Origin of the sequence: Leclercia sp. UBA5076 (assembly GCF_002416465.1) — a bacterium.
Lineage (GTDB): Bacteria > Pseudomonadota > Gammaproteobacteria > Enterobacterales > Enterobacteriaceae > Enterobacter.
The window spans coordinates 398,812-419,927 of record NZ_DIAO01000003.1 but is presented as its reverse complement, the minus strand read 5'-3'; the positions used below and the strand labels follow the sequence as shown (position 1 = coordinate 419,927).

Sequence of the window (21,116 nt, the reverse complement as noted above, 5' to 3'; positions counted from 1 at the left end):
GGGAGGGAAACACGATCAGGAGCCAACATGCATACCCGTAACCTGCTTGTCGCTTCACTCTCAATGCTTGCCACCGCCGCTGTCGCCCAGACGCAGTACGCCTGGGTGGGGACCTACAACCCCAACGGCGAAGGGCTCTACCGCTTTACCGTCGATCCGCAATCCGGCGCGCTCGCCAACAAAACGCTGGTGAGTAAACTGCCGAACGCTGCGCAGTTAACCGTCTCCCACGACGGCAAAACGCTCTATCTGGCAAGCGAAGTGGAGCAGGGGGTGGTGCAGGCGCTGCGGGTGGGCGATAACGGCGAGCTGAGCGAACTGAATCAGGTGGCCTCCGGCGGTGCGGGACCGGTCTATCTCTCGCTGACGCCGAACGGCAAGCACCTGCTGGTGGCCAACTATGTCAGCGGCTCCATTGCGGTGCTGCCGATCAACGCTGACGGCAGCCTGGGTAATGCCACGGATACCCACCAGGATCAAGGCGAACCGGGTGCCGCGAAACCCCAAGCCGCCGTAGAGGGCAGTTTTGCCATCAGCGATCACAATGGCCCCCATGCGCACATGATCGCCGCCGATCCGAGCGGGAAGTTTGTCTTTTCAACCGATCTGGGGCTGGATCGTATCTATCAGTACCGTTTTGACGATCGCACCGGGAAGCTCACCCCGAACGATCCGCCGTTTATCAGCGCCTCTTCGAAAGGGGCCGGACCGCGCCATTTCGTCTTTACGCCAAAAGGTGATGCCCTGTGGCTGATTAACGAAGAGGCGTCTACGCTGACCCATTATGCCGTAGAGGCCAACGGCACGCTGAAAGAGGGCAAGAGTGTCTCTGCGCTGCCAGCCGGCTACAAGGGCACCAGTTTTGCCGCCGGGCTGGCGTTAAGTGGTGATGGTAAACAGTTGTATGTTGCTAACCGTTTGCATAACAGCATCGGCCACTTTACCGTAACGGCGGAGGGTACGCTGACGCATCAGGACGATGTCTGGACGCGTGGCGATTACCCGCGCACCCTGACGCTCGATAAACAGGGGCGCTGGCTCTATGTCATGAACCAGCGCAGCGACAACATCACCCGGTTTCGCGTGGCGCAGGACGGCAAGCTGAGCGTCGAGCCAGACTATACCCCGGTCGGCAGCCCATCCCAGATGGTCATTTCACCCTAAGCTGTAAGAGGACAACCCCGTGCGATTTCCCAACCAACGTTTAGCGCAACTGTTCGAGATGTTGCAAAACGAGACGCTGCCGCAGGACGAACTGGCGCAACGGTTGTCGGTCTCCACGCGTACCGTCCGGGCTGATATCACCGCGCTGAACGCGCTGCTGGCGGGGAACGGGGCGCAGTTTATCCTCAGCCGCGGTAACGGCTATCAACTGAAAATTGACGATCCGGCGCGCTATCAGCTGTTGCAGGCTTCGCATCCGCGGACGTTGCGTATTCCGCGCACCAGCCAGGAGCGAGTGCACTACCTGGTGGTGCGCTTTCTCACCTCGGCATTCTCCCTCAAGCTGGAGGATCTGGCCGACGAGTGGTTTGTCAGCCGCGCCACGCTACAGAGCGATATGGCGGAGGTGCGCGAGTGGTTTCATCGCTATCGCCTGACCCTGGAGACCCGCCCGCGTCACGGCATGAAGCTGTTTGGCAGCGAGATGGCGATCCGCGCCTGCCTCACCGATCTGCTGTGGCAGCTGGCGCAGCAGGACAACCTTAATCCGCTGGTGACGGAAGTGGCACTCAATGCCGGCGTGCCGGAGCAGCTCGCCGCCGTCCTGCATGAGACCTTTACCCGTCACCATATCCGTCTGACTGATGAGGGGGAGCTGTTTTTACGGCTCTACGGCGCGGTAACGGTGCGACGCATCAGCGAAGGCTATCCGCTGCCGGAGTTTAACGCCGAAGAGGTGGCCGAGAACGTGCGTGACGCCGCGCGGGATATCGCCAGCGCCATCGCCCGGCTGGCCGATAAAACGCTGTCTCCCTCGGAGGTGACCTGGCTGGGGGTGCATATCGCCGCCCGCCAGGTACAGGAGATCTCCCCCAGCGCCATCAACGCCGATGATGAAGAGGCGCTGGTGAACTACATCCTGGGCTATATCAACACCCACTATAACTACAACCTCCTCGCGGACGCTCAGCTCCACGCGGATCTGCTGACCCACATAAAAACCATGATCACCCGGGTGCGCTATCAGATCATGATCCCCAATCCGCTGCTGGATAACATCAAGCAGCACTATCCGATGGCATGGGACATGACCCTGGCGGCGGTGTCGAGCTGGGGCAAGTACACGCCGTATGCGATCAGTGAAAACGAGATTGGCTTCCTGGTGCTGCATATCGGCGTCGGCCTGGAACGCCACTACAACATTGGCTATCAGCGCCAGCCGCGGGTGATGCTGGTGTGCGACGCGGGCAACGCGATGGTGCGGATGATCGAGGCCGTTTTGCAGCGCAAGTATCCGCAAATCGAGGTGACGCGCGTGCTGACGCTGCGGGAGTATGAGCAGTGCGAGAACATCAGCGAAGATTTCGTCATCTCCACCGCGCGGATCGGCGAAAAAGCCAAGCCGGTGGTGATGATCGCCCCGTTCCCGACCGACTATCAGCTCGAGCAGATCGGCAAGCTGGTGCTGGTGGACAGAACGCGCCCCTGGATGCTGGAAAAGTACTTTGACGCCAGCCACTTCCGCGTGATTAATCAGCCCATCGACCAGCAGACGCTGTTCCGTGAGCTTTGCGGTCAGCTACAGGAGGAGGGGTTTGTAGATGCAGAGTTTCTCGACTCGGTGGTAGAGCGCGAGGCCATCGTCAGCACCCTGCTCGGCGACGGCATCGCCCTGCCGCACTCCCTCGGTTTGCTGGCGCAAAAAACCGTGGTCTACACCGTGCTGGCCCCGCAGGGGATCCAGTGGGGGGATGAAACCGCGCACGTCATCTTCCTGCTGGCGATCAGTAAAAGCGAGTATGAAGAGGCGATGGCCATCTACGATATCTTCGTCACCTTCCTGCGCGAACGGGCGATGACGCGGCTCTGTCAATGTCACGACTTCGCGGAGTTTAAAACCGTGGCGATGGAGAGTTTGAGCCGGTTTTGAGAGGCGCTATCCAGAATTCGATGTAATGCGAATGTAATGCTAAACTGCATTACAGATTCGTTTTTACCGGAGGCATAATGGCCACGCTTAACGTCCGTCTGGATGACAAACTCAAAAACGAGGCATATGCCGTGCTGGAAAAACTGAACATTACCCCGACGGAAGCCGTTCGGCTTCTGTTCCAGTATGTCGCGGAAAATGGCCGCATGCCGGTCAAAACCGTGACGGTAAGTGACAGCGAAGATGAACTGATCAGGACGGTCAGGGAACGGCTGGCGAATCCGCAAAAAGGGATCAAGGTTAGTCTGGATGACCTATGAGCTGGAATTCGATCCACGTGCGCTAAAGGAGTGGCAGAAACTGGGTGATACGGTTAAGAGTCAGTTTAAGAAGAAGCTGGCAGTCGTCCTGTCAAACCCGCGAAGAGAGTCTGCCAGGCTACATGGCTTACCGGACTGCTACAAAATTAAACTCAGTTCGTCCGGTTATCGGCTGGTATATCAGGTCAGGGATAAGGTCATTACGGTATTTGTGGTCGCAGTGGGAAAACGCGAAAAATCAGCCGTCTATCACGACGCAAATCAACGGCTTTAAGACTCAACGCAGATGATGCACCACCTGGTTACTGCTGCCGCGCCAGATCAGCATCGGATCTTTCAGATCCTGCACAAATTTGCCGTCGATCAGCACGTTGATCAGATCCACCACCTGCATCTGCTCATCGTTCAGTTCGTCCAGCTTATAACCCGTCCACACCCAGATATCTTTGCCCGGGCACTCGGCGCGAATGCGCTGCACCAGCTTCAGGATATCCGGCACGTTTTGCGGGTGCAGCGGATCGCCGCCGGATAACGAAATCCCCTGGCGTTTGATGCGCGTGTCGTTGAGATCGTCGATGATCCGCTGCTCCATCTCCGCGGTAAAGGGCATGCCGGAGTTGAGCCGCCAGGTGCTTTTGTTATAGCAGCCGGGGCATTCGTGAACGCAGCCGGAGACAAACAGGGTGCAGCGGGTGCCGGGACCGTTGACGATGTCGACAGGATAATATTGATGATACTTCATAGCGTATAACCACGCCGGGTGTCGCGTAGCGATCCCGGCCTACAGTGTGAATGCGAATTGTAGGCCCGGATCGCTGCGCGCCACCGGGCATAAATGTGGCAGAGGGTTACCCGATCTGCCCATTCCCTAAATGCTTCACCCGGCGCTTCACCTCTTCCTGCTTGCCGGCGTTGAACGGACGGGCGTCCGGGCTGCCGAGGTAGCCGCACACGCGGCGGGTCACGGAGACGCGGGCGGCGTCGTGGTTACCGCATTTCGGACAGGTGAAGCCTTTGCTGGTGCACTCGAACTCACCGGTAAAGCCGCACTCGTAGCACTCATCTATTGGCGTGTTGGTGCCGTAGTAGGGCACGTGCTGATAGCTGTAATCCCACACGTCTTCCAGCGCCTTCAGGTTGTGCTGAATGTTTGGGTACTCGCCGTAACAGATAAACCCGCCGCTCGCCAATGGTGGGTAGGCCGCTTCAAAATCGATCTTATCGTACGGGTTCACCTTCTTCTCCACGTCGAGGTGGAAGCTGTTGGTGTAGTAACCCTTATCGGTGACACCTTCCACCACGCCAAACTCGGCGGTATCCAGGCGGCAAAAGCGGTCGCACAGGTTTTCGCTCGGGGTGCTGTAGAGGCTGAAGCCGTAGCCGGTCTCCTCTTTCCACCGATCCACCGCGTCGCGCAGGCGCTGGACGATAGCGATACCTTTCTCACGCAGGGCTTCGCTGTCGTAGATGTGCTGGTCGCCAAACAGCGCATTAATGGTTTCGTGGATGCCGATATAGCCCAGCGAAATGGAGGCCCGGCCTTTCTTGAAGATCTCCGACACATCATCGTCGGCCTTCAGGCGTACCCCGCAGGCCCCTTCCATATAGAGGATCGGGGCGACGCGGGCTTTGACCCCTTCCAGACGGGCGATACGGGTCATCAGCGCCTTACGCGCCAGCACCAGGCGCTCGTCCAGCAGTTTCCAGAATGTTGCTTCGTTGCCTTTGGCTTCCAGCGCGATGCGCGGCAGGTTCAGGCTGATCACGCCCAGATTGTTACGCCCGTCGTGGATCTGCTCGCCGTTCTCATCTTCGTACACGCCGAGGAAGCTGCGGCAGCCCATGGGGGTTTTGAACGAGCCGGTGACCTTCACCACCTGGTCATAGTTCAGAATGTCCGGATACATGCGCTTGCTCGCGCACTCCAGCGCCAGCTGTTTGATGTCGTAGTTCGGATCGCCAAACTTGTGGTTCAGGCCGTCGCGGATGGCGAACACCAGCTTCGGGAAGACCGCGGTTTTGCGGTTTTTGCCGAGGCCGGAAATGCGGTTGCGCAGAATGGACTGCTGGATCAGGCGCGATTCCCAACTGGTGCCCAGACCAAAGCCAAAGGTGACAAACGGCGTCTGACCGTTAGCGGTGTGCAGGGTGTTCACCTCATATTCCAGCGACTGGAAGGCGTCGTAGCACTCTTTCTCGGTGCGTGAGCGGGCATATCCATCCGCATCCGGGATCTGCCACTCTTCCGCCACCTGGCGATGCTTGTTGAAGCTGGCGGTCACAAACGGGGCCAGCACTTCGTCGATCCGGTTGATGGTGGTGCCGCCATAAATGTGGCTGGCGACCTGGGCGATAATCTGCGCCGTCACTGCGGTGGCGGTGGAGATCGATTTTGGCGGTTCGATCTCGGCGTTGCCCATCTTGAAGCCGTGGGTCAGCATGCCCTTCAGGTCGATCAGCATGCAGTTGAACATCGGGAAGAACGGCGAATAGTCGAGATCGTGATAGTGAATATCCCCGCGCTCATGGGCCTGCACCACGTCGCGTGGCAGCAGGTGCTGACGGGCATAGTGTTTAGCCACAATACCGGCCAGCAGGTCGCGCTGGGTGGGGATCACTTTGCTGTCTTTGTTGGCATTTTCGTTGAGCAGCGCGGAGTTGGTCTGTTCCACCAGGCCGCGGATCTCCTGGTTCAGGCGGCCGCGTTTTTCACGTTCAATATCCCGGTCGTGACGGTATTCAATGTAGGCGCGCGCCAGCTGCTTGTAGGGGCCGGACATCAGCTGGTTTTCCACCGCGGTCTGGATCTCGTTAATGTCGACCTTGCTGCGGCCCATCATCTGGTTGCTGACCACCTCTGCGACGGTGGCGCAGTAATCTGCGTCATCGACTCCCGCTGCTTTAGCTGCACGCAGAATCGCTTCCTGAATGCGCTCTGATTTGAAAGGCACGTTACAGCCATCTCGTTTCATCACATGCGGTGTCATGATCACTCCATTTAAGAACAGGTTATCCACAGAGGCAGGAAAAAGGCGCGGGAACGTAACTCTCGACGCGTGCGCGATTTCTCCTGATTTCGACCCTTTTTATCCACAATTTTATGTTGTGTGGTTTTCGTGGTCTTGTGGCAATAATAGACCATGGATACAACATCTTGGGTCGGCGAGCATTCTAAGTTCTATATGTAGTGATTTGCATCAAACAAGTTTGCGATTTATTTGATTCAGGACAAGGTAAAAAACGAAGTGTACAGATGACGCGCGATAGAGGATTTGTAAATTTTTCAAGCCAAAACCGGGCTGATTTTCCAGCCATAAAGCGTGCGCCGGGCAACCGTGCGGCGCCCGGCGCAGAAGGTTATGCCTGTAGCCACCAGACCGCTTCAAAGGGTCGCAGGGTCATGGCGCCTGGCTGCGGCGAGACCTCGGCATAGTTGCTCATCACCACCTGCCAGTTGCCGTCCACCGCCTGCGGTTGCCACGGCTGGCAGGCGCGGCTCAGGTTAGCCACCACCATCAGCGTCTGGCCCTGCCACTGACGGCGGTAGCACCACAGCGACGGGTGATCCGCAAGCAGATCCTGATAATCCCCCCAGGTCAGCACCGGCAGGGTTTTACGCAGCGTAATCAGTGCCTGGTAGGTGTAAAACACCGAGTCGGGATCGGCCAGCGCCGCGGCAACGTTGATCGTCTCTGCGTTATCGCCCAGGGCAATCCACGGCTCACCGGTGGTGAAGCCGGCGTTGGGGGAGGCGTCCCACTGCATCGGCGTGCGGCTGTTGTCGCGGGATTTACTCGCGAGGATCGCCAGCAGTTCATCGGCGTCCCGTCCCTGCGCGCGCAGCCCGGCGAACATGTTGTGGCTCTCCACGTCCCGGTAGTCGGTGATGCGGCTGAAGTGCGGGTTGGTCATGCCGATCTCTTCACCCTGATAGATGTAAGGGGTACCCTGCATGCCGTGCAGCACCATCGCCAGCATCTTCGCCGCCGGGACGCGGTACTCTCCCTCATCGCCAAAGCGCGAGACGATGCGCGGCTGATCGTGGTTACACCAGAACAGCGCGTTCCATGCCCGGTTGTGCATCCCCTGCTGCCAGTGGCTGAACAAAGCCTTCAGCGCCACGAAATCGGGCTTCGCCAGCGTCCACTTTTCGCCGTTGGGATAATCCACCTTCAGGTGGTGGAAGTTAAAGGTCATCGACAGCTCACGCCCATCAAGCGCCGCGTACTGCTGGCAGTGCGCCAGGCTGGTGGAGGACATCTCGCCCACCGTCATCAGGTTGCGCGGGGTAAAGACCTCCCGGCTCATCTCCTGCAAAAACGCGTGTATGCGCGGCCCATCGGTGTAGAAGCGGCGGCCATCACCGATCGCATCGTCGGGGAAGTCCTGCTCTTTCGACACCAGGTTAATCACGTCGAGACGCAGGCCGTCCACGCCGCGATCGGCCCAGAACTCGCACACCTTTTTCAACTCGGCGCGCACCTGCGGGTTCTCCCAGTTGAGATCGGCCTGCTCCGGGGCAAAGAGGTGCAGATAGTACTGCTCGCTTTCGGCGTGCCAGCGCCAGGCGTTGCCGCCAAACTTGGAGCGCCAGTTGTTGGGCGTCTGCTCCGGGGTGCCGTCGCGCCAGATATAGAACTCCCGGTACGGGCTGGCTTTATTGAGCGACTCGCGGAACCAGGGGTGCTGGGTGGAGGTATGGTTAAACACCATATCCAGCACGATGCGTATCCCACGCGCATGAGCCTGGGCCACCAGCGCGTCGAAATCATCTAGCGTGCCGTAGGCCGGATCGATGCTGAGGTAGTTTGCCACGTCGTAGCCGTTATCCACCTGGGGGGAGATGTAGAACGGCGTCAGCCAGAGGGCGTCAACGCCGAGGGTTTTGAGGTAATCGAGACGCGACGTCACGCCGCGCAGATCGCCGGTGCCGCGCCCGGTGGTGTCCTGGAAGCTCTTCGGGTAGATCTGATAGATGACGCCGTTTTGCCACCAGTGAGGAAGGGTATTCATAATGCGTTCCTGCAAATGCGAAGGGGCGCGCAACTGCGCCCCGAAGAAGATTAAACCGCCTGCAACGTGCCCTGACGATACTTGCGCTGATAGACAACGGTCGTGAGCGCCATCGGCACGACGATCGCCACGGCCATCGCCAGCGCGAAGACCTGCCAGAAGGCGGTCTGGATGGAGAGGATGCCCGGCAGACCGCCGACGCCGATGCCGTTGGCCATCACGCCGTTCAGGCCGCACAGCAGGCCCGCCAGCCCGGAGCCGATCATCGCGCAGAGCATCGGGAATCGGTATTTCAGGTTGATGCCGTACATCGCCGGTTCGGTGACGCCGAGATAGGCGGAGATGGCTGCCGGCACCGAGATCTCACGTTCGTTATGCTTACGGCTGACGATGATGATGCCGGTTACCGCCGAGGCCTGAGCAATGTTCGACAGGGCAATCAGCGGCCACACCGGGGTGCCGCCGAGGCTCTGGATCATCTGCATATCAATCGCCAGGGTGGTCTGATGCACGCCAGTGATCACCAGCGGGGCATAGAGGAAGCCGAACAGCGCGGCGCCAATCGGGGCGAAGCTGCCGGTCATCAGGTGACGCACCGCGAAGGCTACGCCGTCGCCAATCATGCGGCCAAACGGACCGATAAAGGCGTGGGCGAGGAACACCGCGAGGATCAGGGAGCAGACCGGCACCACCACCAGGTAGAGGTAGTCCGGCACCATGCGCTTAAGACGAGTTTCAATCATCCCCAGCGCCAGGCCGGCGAGCAGGGCCGGGATCACCTGCGCCTGGTAGCCCACTTTGGCGATGGTGAACAGGCCGAAGTTCCACACCTCCGGGACCTGCTGCCCAAGTAAGTAAGCGTTCATTAACTGCGGAGAGACCAGCGTTACGCCCAGTACGATGCCGAGGATTGGCGTACCGCCCATTTTGCGCACCGCCGACCAGCAGATCCCCACCGGCAGGTAGAAGAAGATCGCCTCGCCAATCAGCCACAGGAAGTCATAGATGCTCTGCAACGCCGGGTAGATCTGCGCCAGGGTTTTGCCGCCGCTCATCGGCACATCGCCAATCACGTTACGGAAGCCGAGGATCAAGCCGCCGCTGATCAGCGCCGGCAGCAGCGGGAAGAAAATCTCCGCAAAATGTGAAATGAGCTGTTCATGCCACTTCATATTCTGGCGTGCCGCTTTCTTGGCCTGCTCTTTATCCGCCGATGAATGACCGGTGGTCGCCAGCAGCGCCTTGTAGTAGTCGCCCACCTCGGTGCCGATAACTACCTGGAACTGCCCGGCGTTGGTGAAGCAGCCTTTCACCATCGACAGCTCTTCGATCGCTTTCGGGTTGGCTTTGGCCGGGTCGTTCAGCACAAAACGCAGGCGGGTAATGCAGTGGCTGACTGTGGCGATGTTGTCACGTCCGCCAACCAGCACGATCAGCTGGTCGATATCCGTTTGTTTTACTTTGCTCATCATGAATCCTCATGATACGGGTTCAGGGGAAGGAGATAACTGGCGGCAAGCCTACTCTTTCGTCTTCACAACGGAAATGGGAACGTTCCCGAAACCGGGCGAGGATCACAATAAAGCCTTTTTTGAGGCTCAGGAGAGGATGGCGGGAATAACGATCTGACGCGGTTTGCTGCGGCCGTTGATCTGCTCAATCAGCTGCATGGCAGCCTGGCGACCAGAGTCGGCGTAGCCGGGATCGACAGTGATGATCTCCGGGTGGAGGAACTTCATCAGCGGCGTATTGCCCACGCTCGCCAGTTGCAGGCTATCGATTCGCTGTTCTTGTAAGTACTTACTTGCGCCCAGAGCCAGAGTATCCGTGGCACAGAGCAGGGCGGTAGTCTGTGGGGTCAGCACGTCGGCCACCTTTTCATAACCCTGCTTCATGCCAAGGCCGGGGAGTGCGGCCACGGCGGGGAGCGCGTGCTGTTTACAAAACGCGAGGTAGGCAGCATGACGGCGCTGACCGGTGGTAACGTCGCTGTGCGGCACGCCAAGATAGCTGATATGGCGATGGCCGCTCTCATACAGGCGCTGCATCAGGGTAAGGATCGCCCCTTCGTCGTCATAGCATACGGAGGCAAACCCGCGGGCATCCCGCGCCATCAGCACCAGCGACGGCTTCCAGGGGATAAGCATCTCTTCGCTGATGCCGGTAAAGCCAAACAGCACCACGCCGTCAATGTTGCGGCGTTTCAGCATCCCGAGATGCTCCTCGACCATCTGCGGCGAGAACTTGCTCTCCATCATGATCGGATCGTAACCCTGCTCGTAGAAGACGGGCAGCATGGTCTGTACGGCCAGGTTTTCCGACAGTGAATCCAGACGGGTGACGATGATCGCCACCACTTTGTCGCTCTGTCCACGCATGGCGCGCGCCGAGCGAGACGGGGAGAAGCCGTGCTGATTCATTACCGCCTCGACGCGTTCGCGCGTGCGCTGGCTGACACCACTTTCGTTGTTCAGCACCCGTGAGACGGTGGATTTACCCACGCCGCTCAGACGCGCAATATCTTTAATGGTGAGGCGGTTCTGCATGCTTTATATCCTGTTATGCATCAATGAAATAATCACTAATCCTAAGCCGGGTCCCGGGTTGTGCAATGGGCAATGTCTGGTTTACGTTTGGTTTAATACCCGGGCGTTATCATACCGCCCGAATTGCCGTACGCGGTATGGCTAAAACGCTATAGTGCGCACCGACTTACCTTTTTTTCTTACCGGAGGCTGTATGGATCCCGATCCCACCCCTCTCCCGACAGGGAGATCCCTCTCTCTCCGGTAAGCCTCTTCACTGCCTTACCGGATGCGTAGGGCAGTGGCGTATTCCCGCGTCCCTGCATAACTGATATCGCCGCTCAGGCGTGGCTCTGTCACGTCTGAAGGCAAAACTGCGCCCGTTTTTTGCGGGTGCGGGGGACTTGTTATGTTCAAAAATTTCACACAGCAGCTGTTTATCCGGCTGAGCCGTCACCTGCCGCGCCGTCTGGTGCAGCGCACCCCTATGGCAACCGGCAAAAGCGATGCCGCTATTCCCGCCACCCTTGCCGCCCACTGCCTGCAGGTTGCCGCCATGGATGAGCCCGCCCTGTGGCGGACCTTTGGCAGCCACCCGGAAGGGCTCACTGCCGCCGAGGTTCAGGCTACCCGCGCCCTTCACGGCAAAAATACCCTCCCGGCGCAACAGCCGGCCCGCTGGTGGATACACCTGTGGGCCTGCTACCGCAACCCTTTTAACCTGCTGCTGACGGTGCTGGGAGCGATCTCCTATGCCACCGAAGACCTGTTTGCCGCCGGGGTGATCGCCCTGATGGTGGGCATCTCCACGCTGCTGAACTTTATTCAGGAGGCCCGCTCCACCCGCGCGGCGGATGCCCTGAAGGCGATGGTCAGCAATACCGCCACCGTCCTGCGCACCCTGAACGACAAAGGGGAAAGCGGCTGGCAGGAGATCCCCATTGACCAACTGGTGCCGGGGGATCTGGTTAAGCTGGCGGCCGGGGATATGATCCCGGCAGATTTACGCATTATCCAGGCCCGCGACCTGTTCGTGGCCCAGGCATCGTTGACCGGCGAATCCCTGCCCGTGGAGAAAGTCGCCCACAGCCGCGATCCGCAGCAGAACAACCCGCTGGAGTGCGACACCCTCTGTTTTATGGGCACCACGGTGGTGAGCGGTACGGCGCAGGCGATGGTGATTGCCACCGGGGGCAACACCTGGTTTGGGCAGCTGGCCGGGCGCGTCAGCGAGCAGGAGAGCGAACCCAACGCCTTCCAGCAGGGGATTGGCCGCGTCAGCATGCTGCTGATCCGCTTTATGCTGGCGATGACCCCCATCGTGCTGCTGATTAACGGCTACACCAAAGGCGACTGGTGGGAGGCGGCACTGTTTGCCCTCTCGGTGGCGGTAGGCCTCACCCCGGAGATGCTGCCGATGATTGTCACCTCGACCCTGGCGCGCGGGGCGGTAAAACTCTCGAAGCAGAAGGTGATCGTCAAACACCTCGACGCCATCCAGAACTTTGGCGCCATGGATATCCTCTGCACCGACAAAACCGGCACCCTGACCCAGGACAAGATCGTGCTGGAGCACCACACTGACATCGCAGGCAAGATCTGCGAGCGGGTGCTGGAAACCGCCTGGCTGAACAGCCACTACCAGACCGGGCTGAAAAACCTGCTCGACGTCGCGGTGCTGGAAGGGGTGGATGAAGCCGCCGCCCGCGCCCTTTCATCCCGCTGGCAGAAGGTGGATGAGATCCCCTTCGATTTCGAGCGCCGCCGGATGTCGGTGGTGGTGAGTGAAGAGCAGGGCGTGCATCAGCTGATCTGCAAAGGGGCATTGCAGGAGATCCTCAATGTGACTACCCAGGTGCGGTATCACGGCGAGATTGTCCCGCTGGATGAGACCATGCTGCGACGCATCAAACGCGTCACCGACAACCTGAACCGCCAGGGGCTGCGCGTGGTGGCGGTCGCCAGCAAGCTACTGCCCGCGCGGGAGGGGGACTATCAGCGTATCGATGAATCTGATTTGATCCTCGAAGGGTACATCGCCTTCCTCGATCCGCCGAAAGAGACCACCGCACCGGCGTTAAAGGCGCTGAAAGAGAGCGGCATCACGGTGAAAATTCTCACCGGCGACAGCGAGCTGGTGGCGGCGAAAGTGTGCCGCGACGTCGGGCTGGATGCGGGTGAGGTGGTGACTGGCGGCGATATCGAACACCTTAGTGACGACGCGCTGGCTCTGCTGGCCCAACGCACTACGCTCTTTGCCCGCCTGACCCCAATGCACAAAGAGCGCATTGTCACCCTGCTGAAGCGCGAGGGGCATGTGGTGGGCTTTATGGGCGACGGCATTAACGATGCGCCCGCGCTGCGTGCCGCGGATATCGGCATCTCGGTCGACGGGGCGGTGGACATCGCCCGGGAGGCGGCGGATATCATTCTGCTGGAGAAGAGCCTGATGGTGCTGGAGGAGGGAGTGATCGAAGGCCGCCGCACCTTCGCCAACATGCTCAAGTACATCAAAATGACCGCCAGCTCCAACTTTGGCAACGTCTTCAGCGTGCTGGTGGCGAGCGCGTTTCTGCCGTTCCTGCCGATGCTGCCGCTGCATCTGCTGATCCAGAACCTGATGTACGACATCTCCCAGGTGGCGATCCCGTTTGATAACGTTGACGACGATCAGATCCAGAAGCCGCAGCGCTGGGAGCCGGCAGAACTGGGCCGTTTTATGCTCTTTTTTGGCCCGATCAGCTCCATCTTCGACATCCTGACCTTCTGCCTGATGTGGTTTGTGTTCCACGCTAACACCCCGGAACAGCAGACCCTGTTCCAGTCCGGCTGGTTCGTGGTGGGGCTGCTGTCGCAAACGCTGATTGTGCATATGATCCGCACCCGGCGTATCCCGTTCCTCCAGAGCCGCGCCGCCTGGCCGCTGATCGTGATGACGGGGATTGTGATGGTGCTCGGTATCGCGCTGCCGTTCTCGGGGCTTGCGGGCTATCTGCAACTGCAGGCGCTGCCGCTCAGCTACTTCCCATGGCTGGTGGCGATCCTCGCCGGGTATATGACGCTGACGCAGCTGGTGAAAGGGTTCTATAGCCGCCGGTACGGGTGGCAGTGATTTTTGCCGGGTAAGGCGAAGCCGCCGCCCGGCAAATGGCTTTCTTCCCAAATTCAACAACCTGTGATCGCCGTCATCCGCCGCGCTTGACGACAAATTGAGCGCATGTTAACAGAATGTTTTGCCTTTTTCGGCCCGTCAAATAAGGAACATTCATGTTACGGTACAGCCTCTTAACCGCCGGGCTTATGCTCGGCTTTTCTGCGTTTGCGGCCCCCGCAGGCGATCTCCCCCTGATGCCCTGGCCTGCAAAGGTCGAACGCCCCGCCACCCAGGGCACGCTGGTCATTAACAATAACTTCCAGGTGAGCGTCTCCGGGGACGATCTCGGCGACGCGGTGGCACGTCTGCGCCAGCGGGTGGCGCTGCAAACCGGCTGGACGCTCCAGCCGCAGGCCGATAAGCCGGAAAAACCGACCGTCACCATCGCTATCGCCCGCAAGGTGGCGCCCGTGCCGAAACCGGACAGCGATGAAAGCTACAGACTCACCGTCGATGACCGCGGGGTGAACATCACCGCCAACACCCGCTTCGGCGCGCTGCGTGCCATGGAAACGCTGCTCCAGCTGGTGCAGAACGGCCCGGAAAACACCTCTGTACCGTGGGTCATCATTGAAGATGCCCCGCGTTTCCCGTGGCGCGGCCTGCTGCTCGATTCGGCCCGCCACTTTATTCCGCTGGAGGATATCAAACGCCAGATCGACGGCATGGCAGCGGCGAAACTCAACGTGCTGCACTGGCACTTAACCGACGATCAGGGGTGGCGGTTTGCCTCGAAGCGCTATCCGAAACTGACCGAACTCGCCAGTGACGGACTCTTCTACACCCAGGATCAGATGCGCGACGTGGTGCGCTACGCCGCCGCGCGTGGTGTTCGCGTGGTGCCGGAAATTGACATGCCCGGCCACGCGTCGGCCATTGCGGTGGCCTATCCGGGGCTGATGAGCGCCCCGGGGCCCTATGAGATGGAGCGCCAGTGGGGTGTGCTCAAGCCGGTGATGGATCCCACCAAAGAGGCCACTTACGCCTTCGCCGGCGCGATGATCGCTGAACTGGCGGCGATCTTCCCGGATCCCTATCTGCATATCGGCGGCGATGAGGTGGATGACACCCAGTGGAAAAACAACCCTGCCATCCAGCACTTTATGCGCGACAACAAGCTGGCGGACAGCCACGCGTTGCAGGCCTATTTCAACCGCAAGCTAGAGACGATCCTCGAGAAAAACCAGCGCCAGATGGTGGGCTGGGATGAGATCTTCCACCCGGATCTGCCCAAAAGCATTCTGATCCAGTCCTGGCAGGGGCAGGACGCGCTGGGGGAGGTGGCGAAGCAGGGCTACAGGGGAATTCTCTCCACCGGCTTCTATCTCGATCAGCCCCAGTACACCGCCTATCACTACCGCAATGAGATCGTACCCCAGGGGCTGAACAAGGTGGATGTCATCACCGACAGCGACAGCGCCCAGAGCTGGTCCTTCACCCTGCCGCGCCTGAAGGGCAAGCCGCTGGAGGGCAGCTTTACCCTGATAAAAGGCGAGGCGGGCTGGCGCGGGTTTATCGATTTCAGCGGCAAATCCCGGCGTGCGGTGCAGGATATCGTCTGGCGCAGCGACAATCAGGTAACCTTCACCGTCGATACCTGGATGGGGGAGACCCGCCCGGTGGTGAACGTCTCTGACGACAAGATTGACGGCTATTTCCTGCTGGGCAACAGCCGCTATCCGGTGACAGGCCAGCGGCTGGATGCGGTGCCGGAGGGGTTCGCCCCGGCGGTGCCGGATACCAGCCAGCAGGCGAATCTGCTGGGCGGCGAGGCGGCGTTGTGGGCAGAAAACGTGGCGGCGCCGGTGCTGGATATCAAGCTGTGGCCGCGGGCGTTTGCGGTGGCGGAGCGCCTGTGGTCGGCGCAGGAGGTGAACGATATCGACAACATGTATACCCGCCTACAGGCGATGGATAGCTGGTCGACGGTGTCGGTAGGGTTGCAGCAGCATGCCCGCCAGCAGGTGCAGTTCACGCGTCTGGGGAACACCACCGACACCCTGCCGCTGACGATCCTCGCCCAGGCGCTGGAGCCTGCACACTATTACACCCGTAACCATCTTAAGTTCCAGGCCGGGAACTACGATCTGTTTGAGCCGTTAAACCGCCTGGCCGACGCGCTGGCGCCGGAGAGCAGCCAGGTGCGGCAGATGAACCGCTGGGTTGAGCGGCTGGTGAGCGATGCTGAGGATAGCGAAAGCGCGGAGTCGCTGCGCCATCTCTTTACCCGCTGGCAGACCAACACCCCGGATGCGCTGGCGCTGTCCGAGAACAGCTATCAGCTGAAGGCGCTGAAGCCGGTGATCCAGACGGTGGACAAGCTGGCGGCGATTGGGCTGCGCTTAACGGATCTGGTGGCGCGCCAGGGGACGCTGGATGATACGGAGATTGCGTCGATTCAGGGTGAGCTGGATAAGGCGGCGCAGATAGAGGATGAAGTGGTGATTGCGGCGGTCTATCCGCTGGAGAAACTGCTGCGCGCGACGCGCAATCAGTAGTCGGTGAAAATGCCCGGTGGCGCTACGCTTACCGGGCCTACAGAACCCGCACCATTCTGCGGTCACGCAGGCCGGGTAAGGCGAAGCCGCCACCCGGCAAACAGATCGCACAGACCTGTTCACCGGGCATCAGGAGAGCCTATTACTTCAGGGTCCACGCCATCTGCCAGTGGGAACCTACACCCGGTTCGAACTGGTTAGCCGTCGGAGCGTACTGCACGCAGTAGCCGCTGTAAGGCGCTTTCTTACACTGGTACGTTTTGCCATCTTTCGGCTGCAGTACTACGGTGCCCGCTTTGTAGGAGGCGATGTTCTGCGGGAAGGTGTAGTCATATTTACCCGTCGTACCGGATGACTCCTCGTTCTCCAGCATCATGTCGATCACATCCTGCGCGAACAGTACGCCATCTTTGTTGGTGGCGAAGTATTTCAGCATGTGGTGGCCAGGCGTCACGTCAGTCAGGTTCATGGTCACGTCCTGGTTGGCGTTATTCATATCCTGCTTCAGGTAACCTTTTTCCGCCCCTGCGTGGTTCATCGCACGCGCTTCCAGGCTCACATCGCCCTGGGTATTCACGTGGAAGGTCACGGTTGCTGCGCCGTTCTTGATTTTGGAGAACCGCACGTTGGTGACGGCGATGTCTTCACTCACCTGAGCCTGCTGCTCTTCATAGGAGATCGCGACAGATTTCAGGGTGCTGCCATCTTTCACATAGACGTTGTTCGCGCCGTGAACCGGGTTCACCACGCCGCTCTCATCTTTAACACCGACGCGAACATCGCTGTGCGCGGCGTTGATTGCCTGCGCCAGGTCATAAGACCATTGGCTTGCCTGACCCTGGGAAGCAGAAGAGATGGTCAGCTGGGTGCGCATGGAGACCACTTCGCCATTGGCATCAAAGAAGCGGGCAATCACTTTATCGCCTGCATTGACGTTATTACCGGCGATCTGGCCGCTCAGGGTTTTCGTCCACTCGGAGACCTGAGCCGGGGTTTCGTCAGGGGTCACATTGCCGCCGTTACCGAAATCAACGTCGATAGCCTGGTAGAAGCTGTTAGTGGTATCGGCAATTTCCCATACCGCGTAAATAACCTGGTAGCCGGTACGCTGTGGCACATTACAGGTCATTTCCTGACGCTGAGCCGGAGCCTGGCCATTACCATTTACGGTACAGAATGGGGTGGATTCAAATTGATCGCGGGTCAGCGGTTTATTTGGATTCCAGTCTTGTTTGGTAATATACCAACGCCAGTTGGTGGTTTTATGCGGAGCAGTATGATACCAGGTGAAGGTATTTTTACCGGCGGTAATTGGGGTCTTAGTCCAGGCGTTCAGGCTCTGGCGATCGAGCTGAGAATATTGGGCAATACCGGCGCTTGCCAGCTGTCCATCCGGTGGCAGAGCGCCAGTCGGGAAGCCGGAGGTGCGTTCAACACTCTGTGGTTCCCATTGTACGGAACCACAATCAATATTTTTACCAAGCTTACACATATAAGCGCGGCTGGCCGGAGATTCAACATATCCATGCGCTAAAGCCGATGAAGCAACCGTGAGTGTGGCAAGTGCCAACGCAATTTTAGACAGTTTCATTTTTTATTCCATTAAAAGGGATCAATAATTTCGGGGCAGGGTTAGTTTCCCCAGGAATAAAAAATTAATCATTTCAATCGGCGATGAAAAATAATGGTGAAAATACTTGAAGTCTATTTCCGGCTGTGTATTAAGAAAATAAAAAAGGCAGCCCAGGCTGCCTTTTGCATATCAAAATCAACTATTAGCGGCGCACGGCAATCGCTTCGATTTCGATTTTCACATCTTTTGGCAGACGTGCCACTTCCACGCATGAGCGCGCCGGGAAACTGGCGTTATGCTCGGTGAAGAAGGCTTCGTAGGTGGCGTTGACGGTGGCGAAGTCGTTGAGATCTTTTACAAATACCGTTGTCTTAACGATATCGCCCACTTTCAGGCCAGCGGATTCAACGATCGCTTTGACGTTTTCCAGCGACTGGCGCGCCTGAGCGGAGACATCTTCTGGCACATCACCGGTTTTTGGGTTCACCGGGATCTGGCCGGAGGTGATGATCATGCTGCCAAGATCAACGCCCTGAACGTAAGGGCCAATAGCTGCAGGTGCATTTTCCGTCGCGAGTTCTTTGGTCATGATTTCTCCTGAATAAATACAAATAGTCCCGGCCATTATAGAAAGCCAGACATGCATTGCCACCTCAATTAGTTGGCCAGCACCACATTATGCGAAAACTCTTTTTCACAATATTTGCATTTAAGTGCGATATCATCCGCGCGTTTTTTCACTGCAAAACTGGAGTTTACCGGCTCAGCATGGCTGATGCAGTTGCTGTTCGGGCAGACCAGCACGCTTTCAATGCGCTCCGGCAGGCTGGGGCGCGATTTGCCCACCACTTCGTAGTCGTCAATGCGGTTAACGGTCGCTTCCGGGGCATAGAGGGAGAGCTGGTTTACCTGCTCGTCGGTCAGGAAGGTGTTCTCAATTTTAATCAGATCTTTGCGGCCCATCTCGCCGGAGGGCAGGTTCAGGCCGATGGTGATGCGCTGGTCGGTTTCGGTCAGTTTGAACAGGGTCAGCAGCTTAAAGCCCACCTGCGCAGGGATGTGGTCAATTACGGTGCCGCGCTTGATGGCTTCGACCTGGAGTTTGTTATCGTGTGTCATTGTCATTTCCCCTTACAGAGCTAAATCGCGATTCAGAACCAGTGCCAGTAACGCCTGACGGGCGAAGATGCCGTTTCCGGCCTGCTGGAAGTACCAGGCGTGCGGCGTCTTATCGACATCGGTGGTGATCTCATCGATGCGCGGCAGCGGGTGCAGCACCTTCATGTTGCTGCGAGCGCCTTCGAGGTCGCTGGCGCGCAGGACGAACTGCGCCTTCACGTTGGCGTACTCCGACGGATCCAGGCGCTCTTTCTGCACGCGGGTCATATAGAGAATATCCACGTCGCCCATCACCTCTTCGATGCTGGCGTGCAGGCTCCACTGAATCTTTTTCTCATCGAGCATATCGAGGATGTACTGCGGCATCGCCAGCGCGTCCGGGGCGATAAAGTAGAAGCGGTTGCCGTTGAACTTCGCCAGCGCCTGGGTCAGGGAGTGGACGGTACGGCCATATTTCAGGTCGCCGACCATGGCGATGTTCAGCTTCTCCAGGCGGCCCTGGGTCTCCTGAATGGTAAACAGATCCAGCAGGGTCTGGGTTGGATGCTGGTTGGCGCCGTCACCGGCGTTCAACACCGGAACACCGCCGGAAAACTCGGTCGCCAGGCGGGCTGCACCCTCCTGAGGATGGCGCATGACGATGGCGTCAACGTAGGTGCTGATGACCGAGATAGTGTCCGCCAGGGTTTCGCCTTTTTTGCCGAGCGAGGTGTTGCTGCTGTCGGAGAAGCCCACGACGCTCGCCCCCAGACGGTGGATAGAGGTCTCAAACGACAGGCGGGTACGGGTGGAGGCTTCGAAGAAGCAGCTGGCGATCACCTTGTGCTTCAGCAGCTCCGGTTGTGGATTGGCTTTCAGTTTTGCCGCGGTTGCCAGAACCAGCTCCAGCTCTTCACGGCTGAGGTCGTTGATGGAAATGATGTGTTTTTGATAAAGCGGATTCATTTTTATCTCCTGACGCCGGGCAAAAAAAAGCCCCTCAAATGAGGGGCTTCTGGAATAGGGATCGCAAAGGGAAGAAAAACAGCAGGCCAGCGTCTGCTTTAAGACGCGCTGGGGCACTCTGTCGAACATGTTTGAGCATGCTTCCTCCTGGCAAATTGTGGGGCATTATACGCAGCCTGACCCGCGGATCAAGCGAATAATGCACACTTTACGCAGCGAAAACGGTTGGGCGTGCATGGTTATGCGCAAGTGCAAATCCCGGGCAAAAAGTGGTGGTATGGCAGCTAAAATTCTCGTATAAAAGTTTAAAATGAAACGTTGTTTTATATTGAGGATTACATCATGATCGTTGGCAACATCCATAACCTCCAGACCTGGCTGCCGCAAGAGCTGCGCCAGGCGATCGAACACGTTAAAACCCATGTGTCCGATGCTACCCCGACCGGTAAACATGATATCGACGGCAACAACCTGTTCTATCTGGTTTCCGAAGATATGACCCAGCCCTTCGCCGAGCGTCGCGCCGAGTACCACGCCCGTTATCTGGACATCCAGATCGTCCTGAAAGGCCAGGAAGGGATGACCTTCAGCACCCTGCCAAACGGCACGCCTGAGACCGACTGGCTGGCGGATAAAGATATCGCTTTCCTGCCGGAAGGCGAGCAGGAGAAAACCGTGGTGCTGAGCGAAGGCGATTTCGTGGTCTTCTATCCCGGCGAAGTCCACAAGCCGCTGTGCGCGGTGGGCAACCCGGCGCAGGTGCGCAAAGTGGTTGTGAAGATGCTGGTGGCCTGACGCCTTTCCCCTCTCCCGTCGGGAGAGGGAGTTTCATCCTTTCATTCCGTTCTGTGATCAAGCTTAAAAAACCGACACAC

Annotated in this window: 17 protein-coding genes; 7 read left to right on the top strand and 10 right to left on the bottom strand. The window is 58.6% G+C overall.

The window, feature by feature from the left end; genetic code table 11:
- The first annotated feature begins 27 nt into the window (after nt 1-27).
- The 4 genes from B3X29_RS03610 (at nt 28) to B3X29_RS03595 (ending at nt 3,688) form a co-directional block, all read left to right on the top strand.
- Nucleotides 28-1,164 carry a lactonase family protein gene (locus tag B3X29_RS03610; RefSeq protein WP_159340184.1) on the top strand — a complete coding sequence of 379 codons (1,137 nt, stop codon included), beginning with the start codon at nt 28-30 and terminating at the stop codon, nt 1,162-1,164.
- Between the two features lie 19 nt (nt 1,165-1,183).
- Complete coding sequence (locus B3X29_RS03605; protein ID WP_159340183.1) at nt 1,184-3,094, top strand: BglG family transcription antiterminator; 1,911 nt, start codon at nt 1,184-1,186, stop codon at nt 3,092-3,094.
- Nucleotides 3,095-3,171: 77 nt separating this feature from the next.
- A complete protein-coding gene (locus B3X29_RS03600) occupies nt 3,172-3,414 on the top strand; it encodes a type II toxin-antitoxin system RelB/DinJ family antitoxin (RefSeq protein WP_103178029.1) in 243 nt (80 codons plus the stop codon).
- Nucleotides 3,404-3,688, top strand: coding sequence for a type II toxin-antitoxin system RelE family toxin (locus B3X29_RS03595; protein WP_103178030.1), 285 nt, complete (start codon nt 3,404-3,406; stop codon nt 3,686-3,688). Before B3X29_RS03600 ends, B3X29_RS03595 begins: the two co-directional genes overlap by 11 nt.
- 3 nt (nt 3,689-3,691) lie before the next feature.
- Here the strand turns inward: B3X29_RS03595 and nrdG are convergent, their stop codons facing one another.
- The 5 genes from nrdG to treR form a co-directional block, all read right to left on the bottom strand.
- A complete protein-coding gene (gene nrdG, locus B3X29_RS03590; RefSeq protein ID WP_103178031.1) occupies nt 3,692-4,156 on the bottom strand; it encodes an anaerobic ribonucleoside-triphosphate reductase-activating protein in 465 nt (154 codons plus the stop codon).
- A gap of 106 nt (nt 4,157-4,262) precedes the next feature.
- Nucleotides 4,263-6,401 carry an anaerobic ribonucleoside-triphosphate reductase gene (gene nrdD, locus B3X29_RS03585; RefSeq protein WP_159340182.1) on the bottom strand — a complete coding sequence of 713 codons (2,139 nt, stop codon included), beginning with the start codon at nt 6,399-6,401 and terminating at the stop codon, nt 4,263-4,265.
- Between the two features lie 370 nt (nt 6,402-6,771).
- Nucleotides 6,772-8,427, bottom strand: coding sequence for an alpha,alpha-phosphotrehalase (treC, locus tag B3X29_RS03580; protein WP_159340181.1), 1,656 nt, complete (start codon nt 8,425-8,427; stop codon nt 6,772-6,774).
- 50 nt (nt 8,428-8,477) lie between these two features.
- Entirely contained in the window at nt 8,478-9,896 is a 1,419-nt protein-coding gene (gene treB / locus B3X29_RS03575; protein WP_180210234.1) for a PTS trehalose transporter subunit IIBC, read from the bottom strand.
- 129 nt (nt 9,897-10,025) lie between these two features.
- Complete coding sequence (treR, locus tag B3X29_RS03570; RefSeq protein WP_159340180.1) at nt 10,026-10,973, bottom strand: trehalose operon repressor TreR; 948 nt, start codon at nt 10,971-10,973, stop codon at nt 10,026-10,028.
- A 388-nt stretch (nt 10,974-11,361) separates the two neighbouring features.
- Between treR and mgtA the strand changes: the two genes are divergently transcribed.
- Both mgtA and B3X29_RS03560 read left to right on the top strand, forming a co-directional pair.
- Nucleotides 11,362-14,064 carry a magnesium-translocating P-type ATPase gene (gene mgtA / locus B3X29_RS03565; protein WP_159340179.1) on the top strand — a complete coding sequence of 901 codons (2,703 nt, stop codon included), beginning with the start codon at nt 11,362-11,364 and terminating at the stop codon, nt 14,062-14,064.
- 155 nt (nt 14,065-14,219) lie between these two features.
- Nucleotides 14,220-16,604, top strand: coding sequence for a beta-N-acetylhexosaminidase (locus B3X29_RS03560; protein ID WP_290503563.1), 2,385 nt, complete (start codon nt 14,220-14,222; stop codon nt 16,602-16,604).
- 142 nt (nt 16,605-16,746) lie between these two features.
- Here the strand turns inward: B3X29_RS03560 and gbpA are convergent, their stop codons facing one another.
- From gbpA to B3X29_RS03535, 5 genes are all read right to left on the bottom strand, one after another.
- Entirely contained in the window at nt 16,747-18,195 is a 1,449-nt protein-coding gene (gbpA, locus tag B3X29_RS03555) for an N-acetylglucosamine-binding protein GbpA (protein WP_159340177.1), read from the bottom strand.
- 184 nt (nt 18,196-18,379) lie between these two features.
- On the bottom strand, nt 18,380-18,766 hold the full coding sequence (gene ridA, locus B3X29_RS03550) for a 2-iminobutanoate/2-iminopropanoate deaminase (protein WP_103178039.1): 387 nt from the start codon (nt 18,764-18,766) through the stop codon (nt 18,380-18,382).
- 68 nt (nt 18,767-18,834) lie between these two features.
- A complete protein-coding gene (gene pyrI, locus B3X29_RS03545; protein WP_039030593.1) occupies nt 18,835-19,296 on the bottom strand; it encodes an aspartate carbamoyltransferase regulatory subunit in 462 nt (153 codons plus the stop codon).
- A 12-nt stretch (nt 19,297-19,308) separates the two neighbouring features.
- A complete protein-coding gene (gene pyrB / locus B3X29_RS03540) occupies nt 19,309-20,241 on the bottom strand; it encodes an aspartate carbamoyltransferase (RefSeq protein WP_159340176.1) in 933 nt (310 codons plus the stop codon).
- Between the two features lie 34 nt (nt 20,242-20,275).
- A complete protein-coding gene (locus B3X29_RS03535) occupies nt 20,276-20,380 on the bottom strand; it encodes a pyrBI operon leader peptide (protein WP_103178041.1) in 105 nt (34 codons plus the stop codon).
- A 203-nt stretch (nt 20,381-20,583) separates the two neighbouring features.
- On the opposite strand from B3X29_RS03535, the gene B3X29_RS03530 reads away from it, so the two are divergent.
- Entirely contained in the window at nt 20,584-21,036 is a 453-nt protein-coding gene (locus B3X29_RS03530) for a YhcH/YjgK/YiaL family protein (RefSeq protein ID WP_103178042.1), read from the top strand.
- The last annotated feature ends 80 nt before the right edge of the window (nt 21,037-21,116 follow it).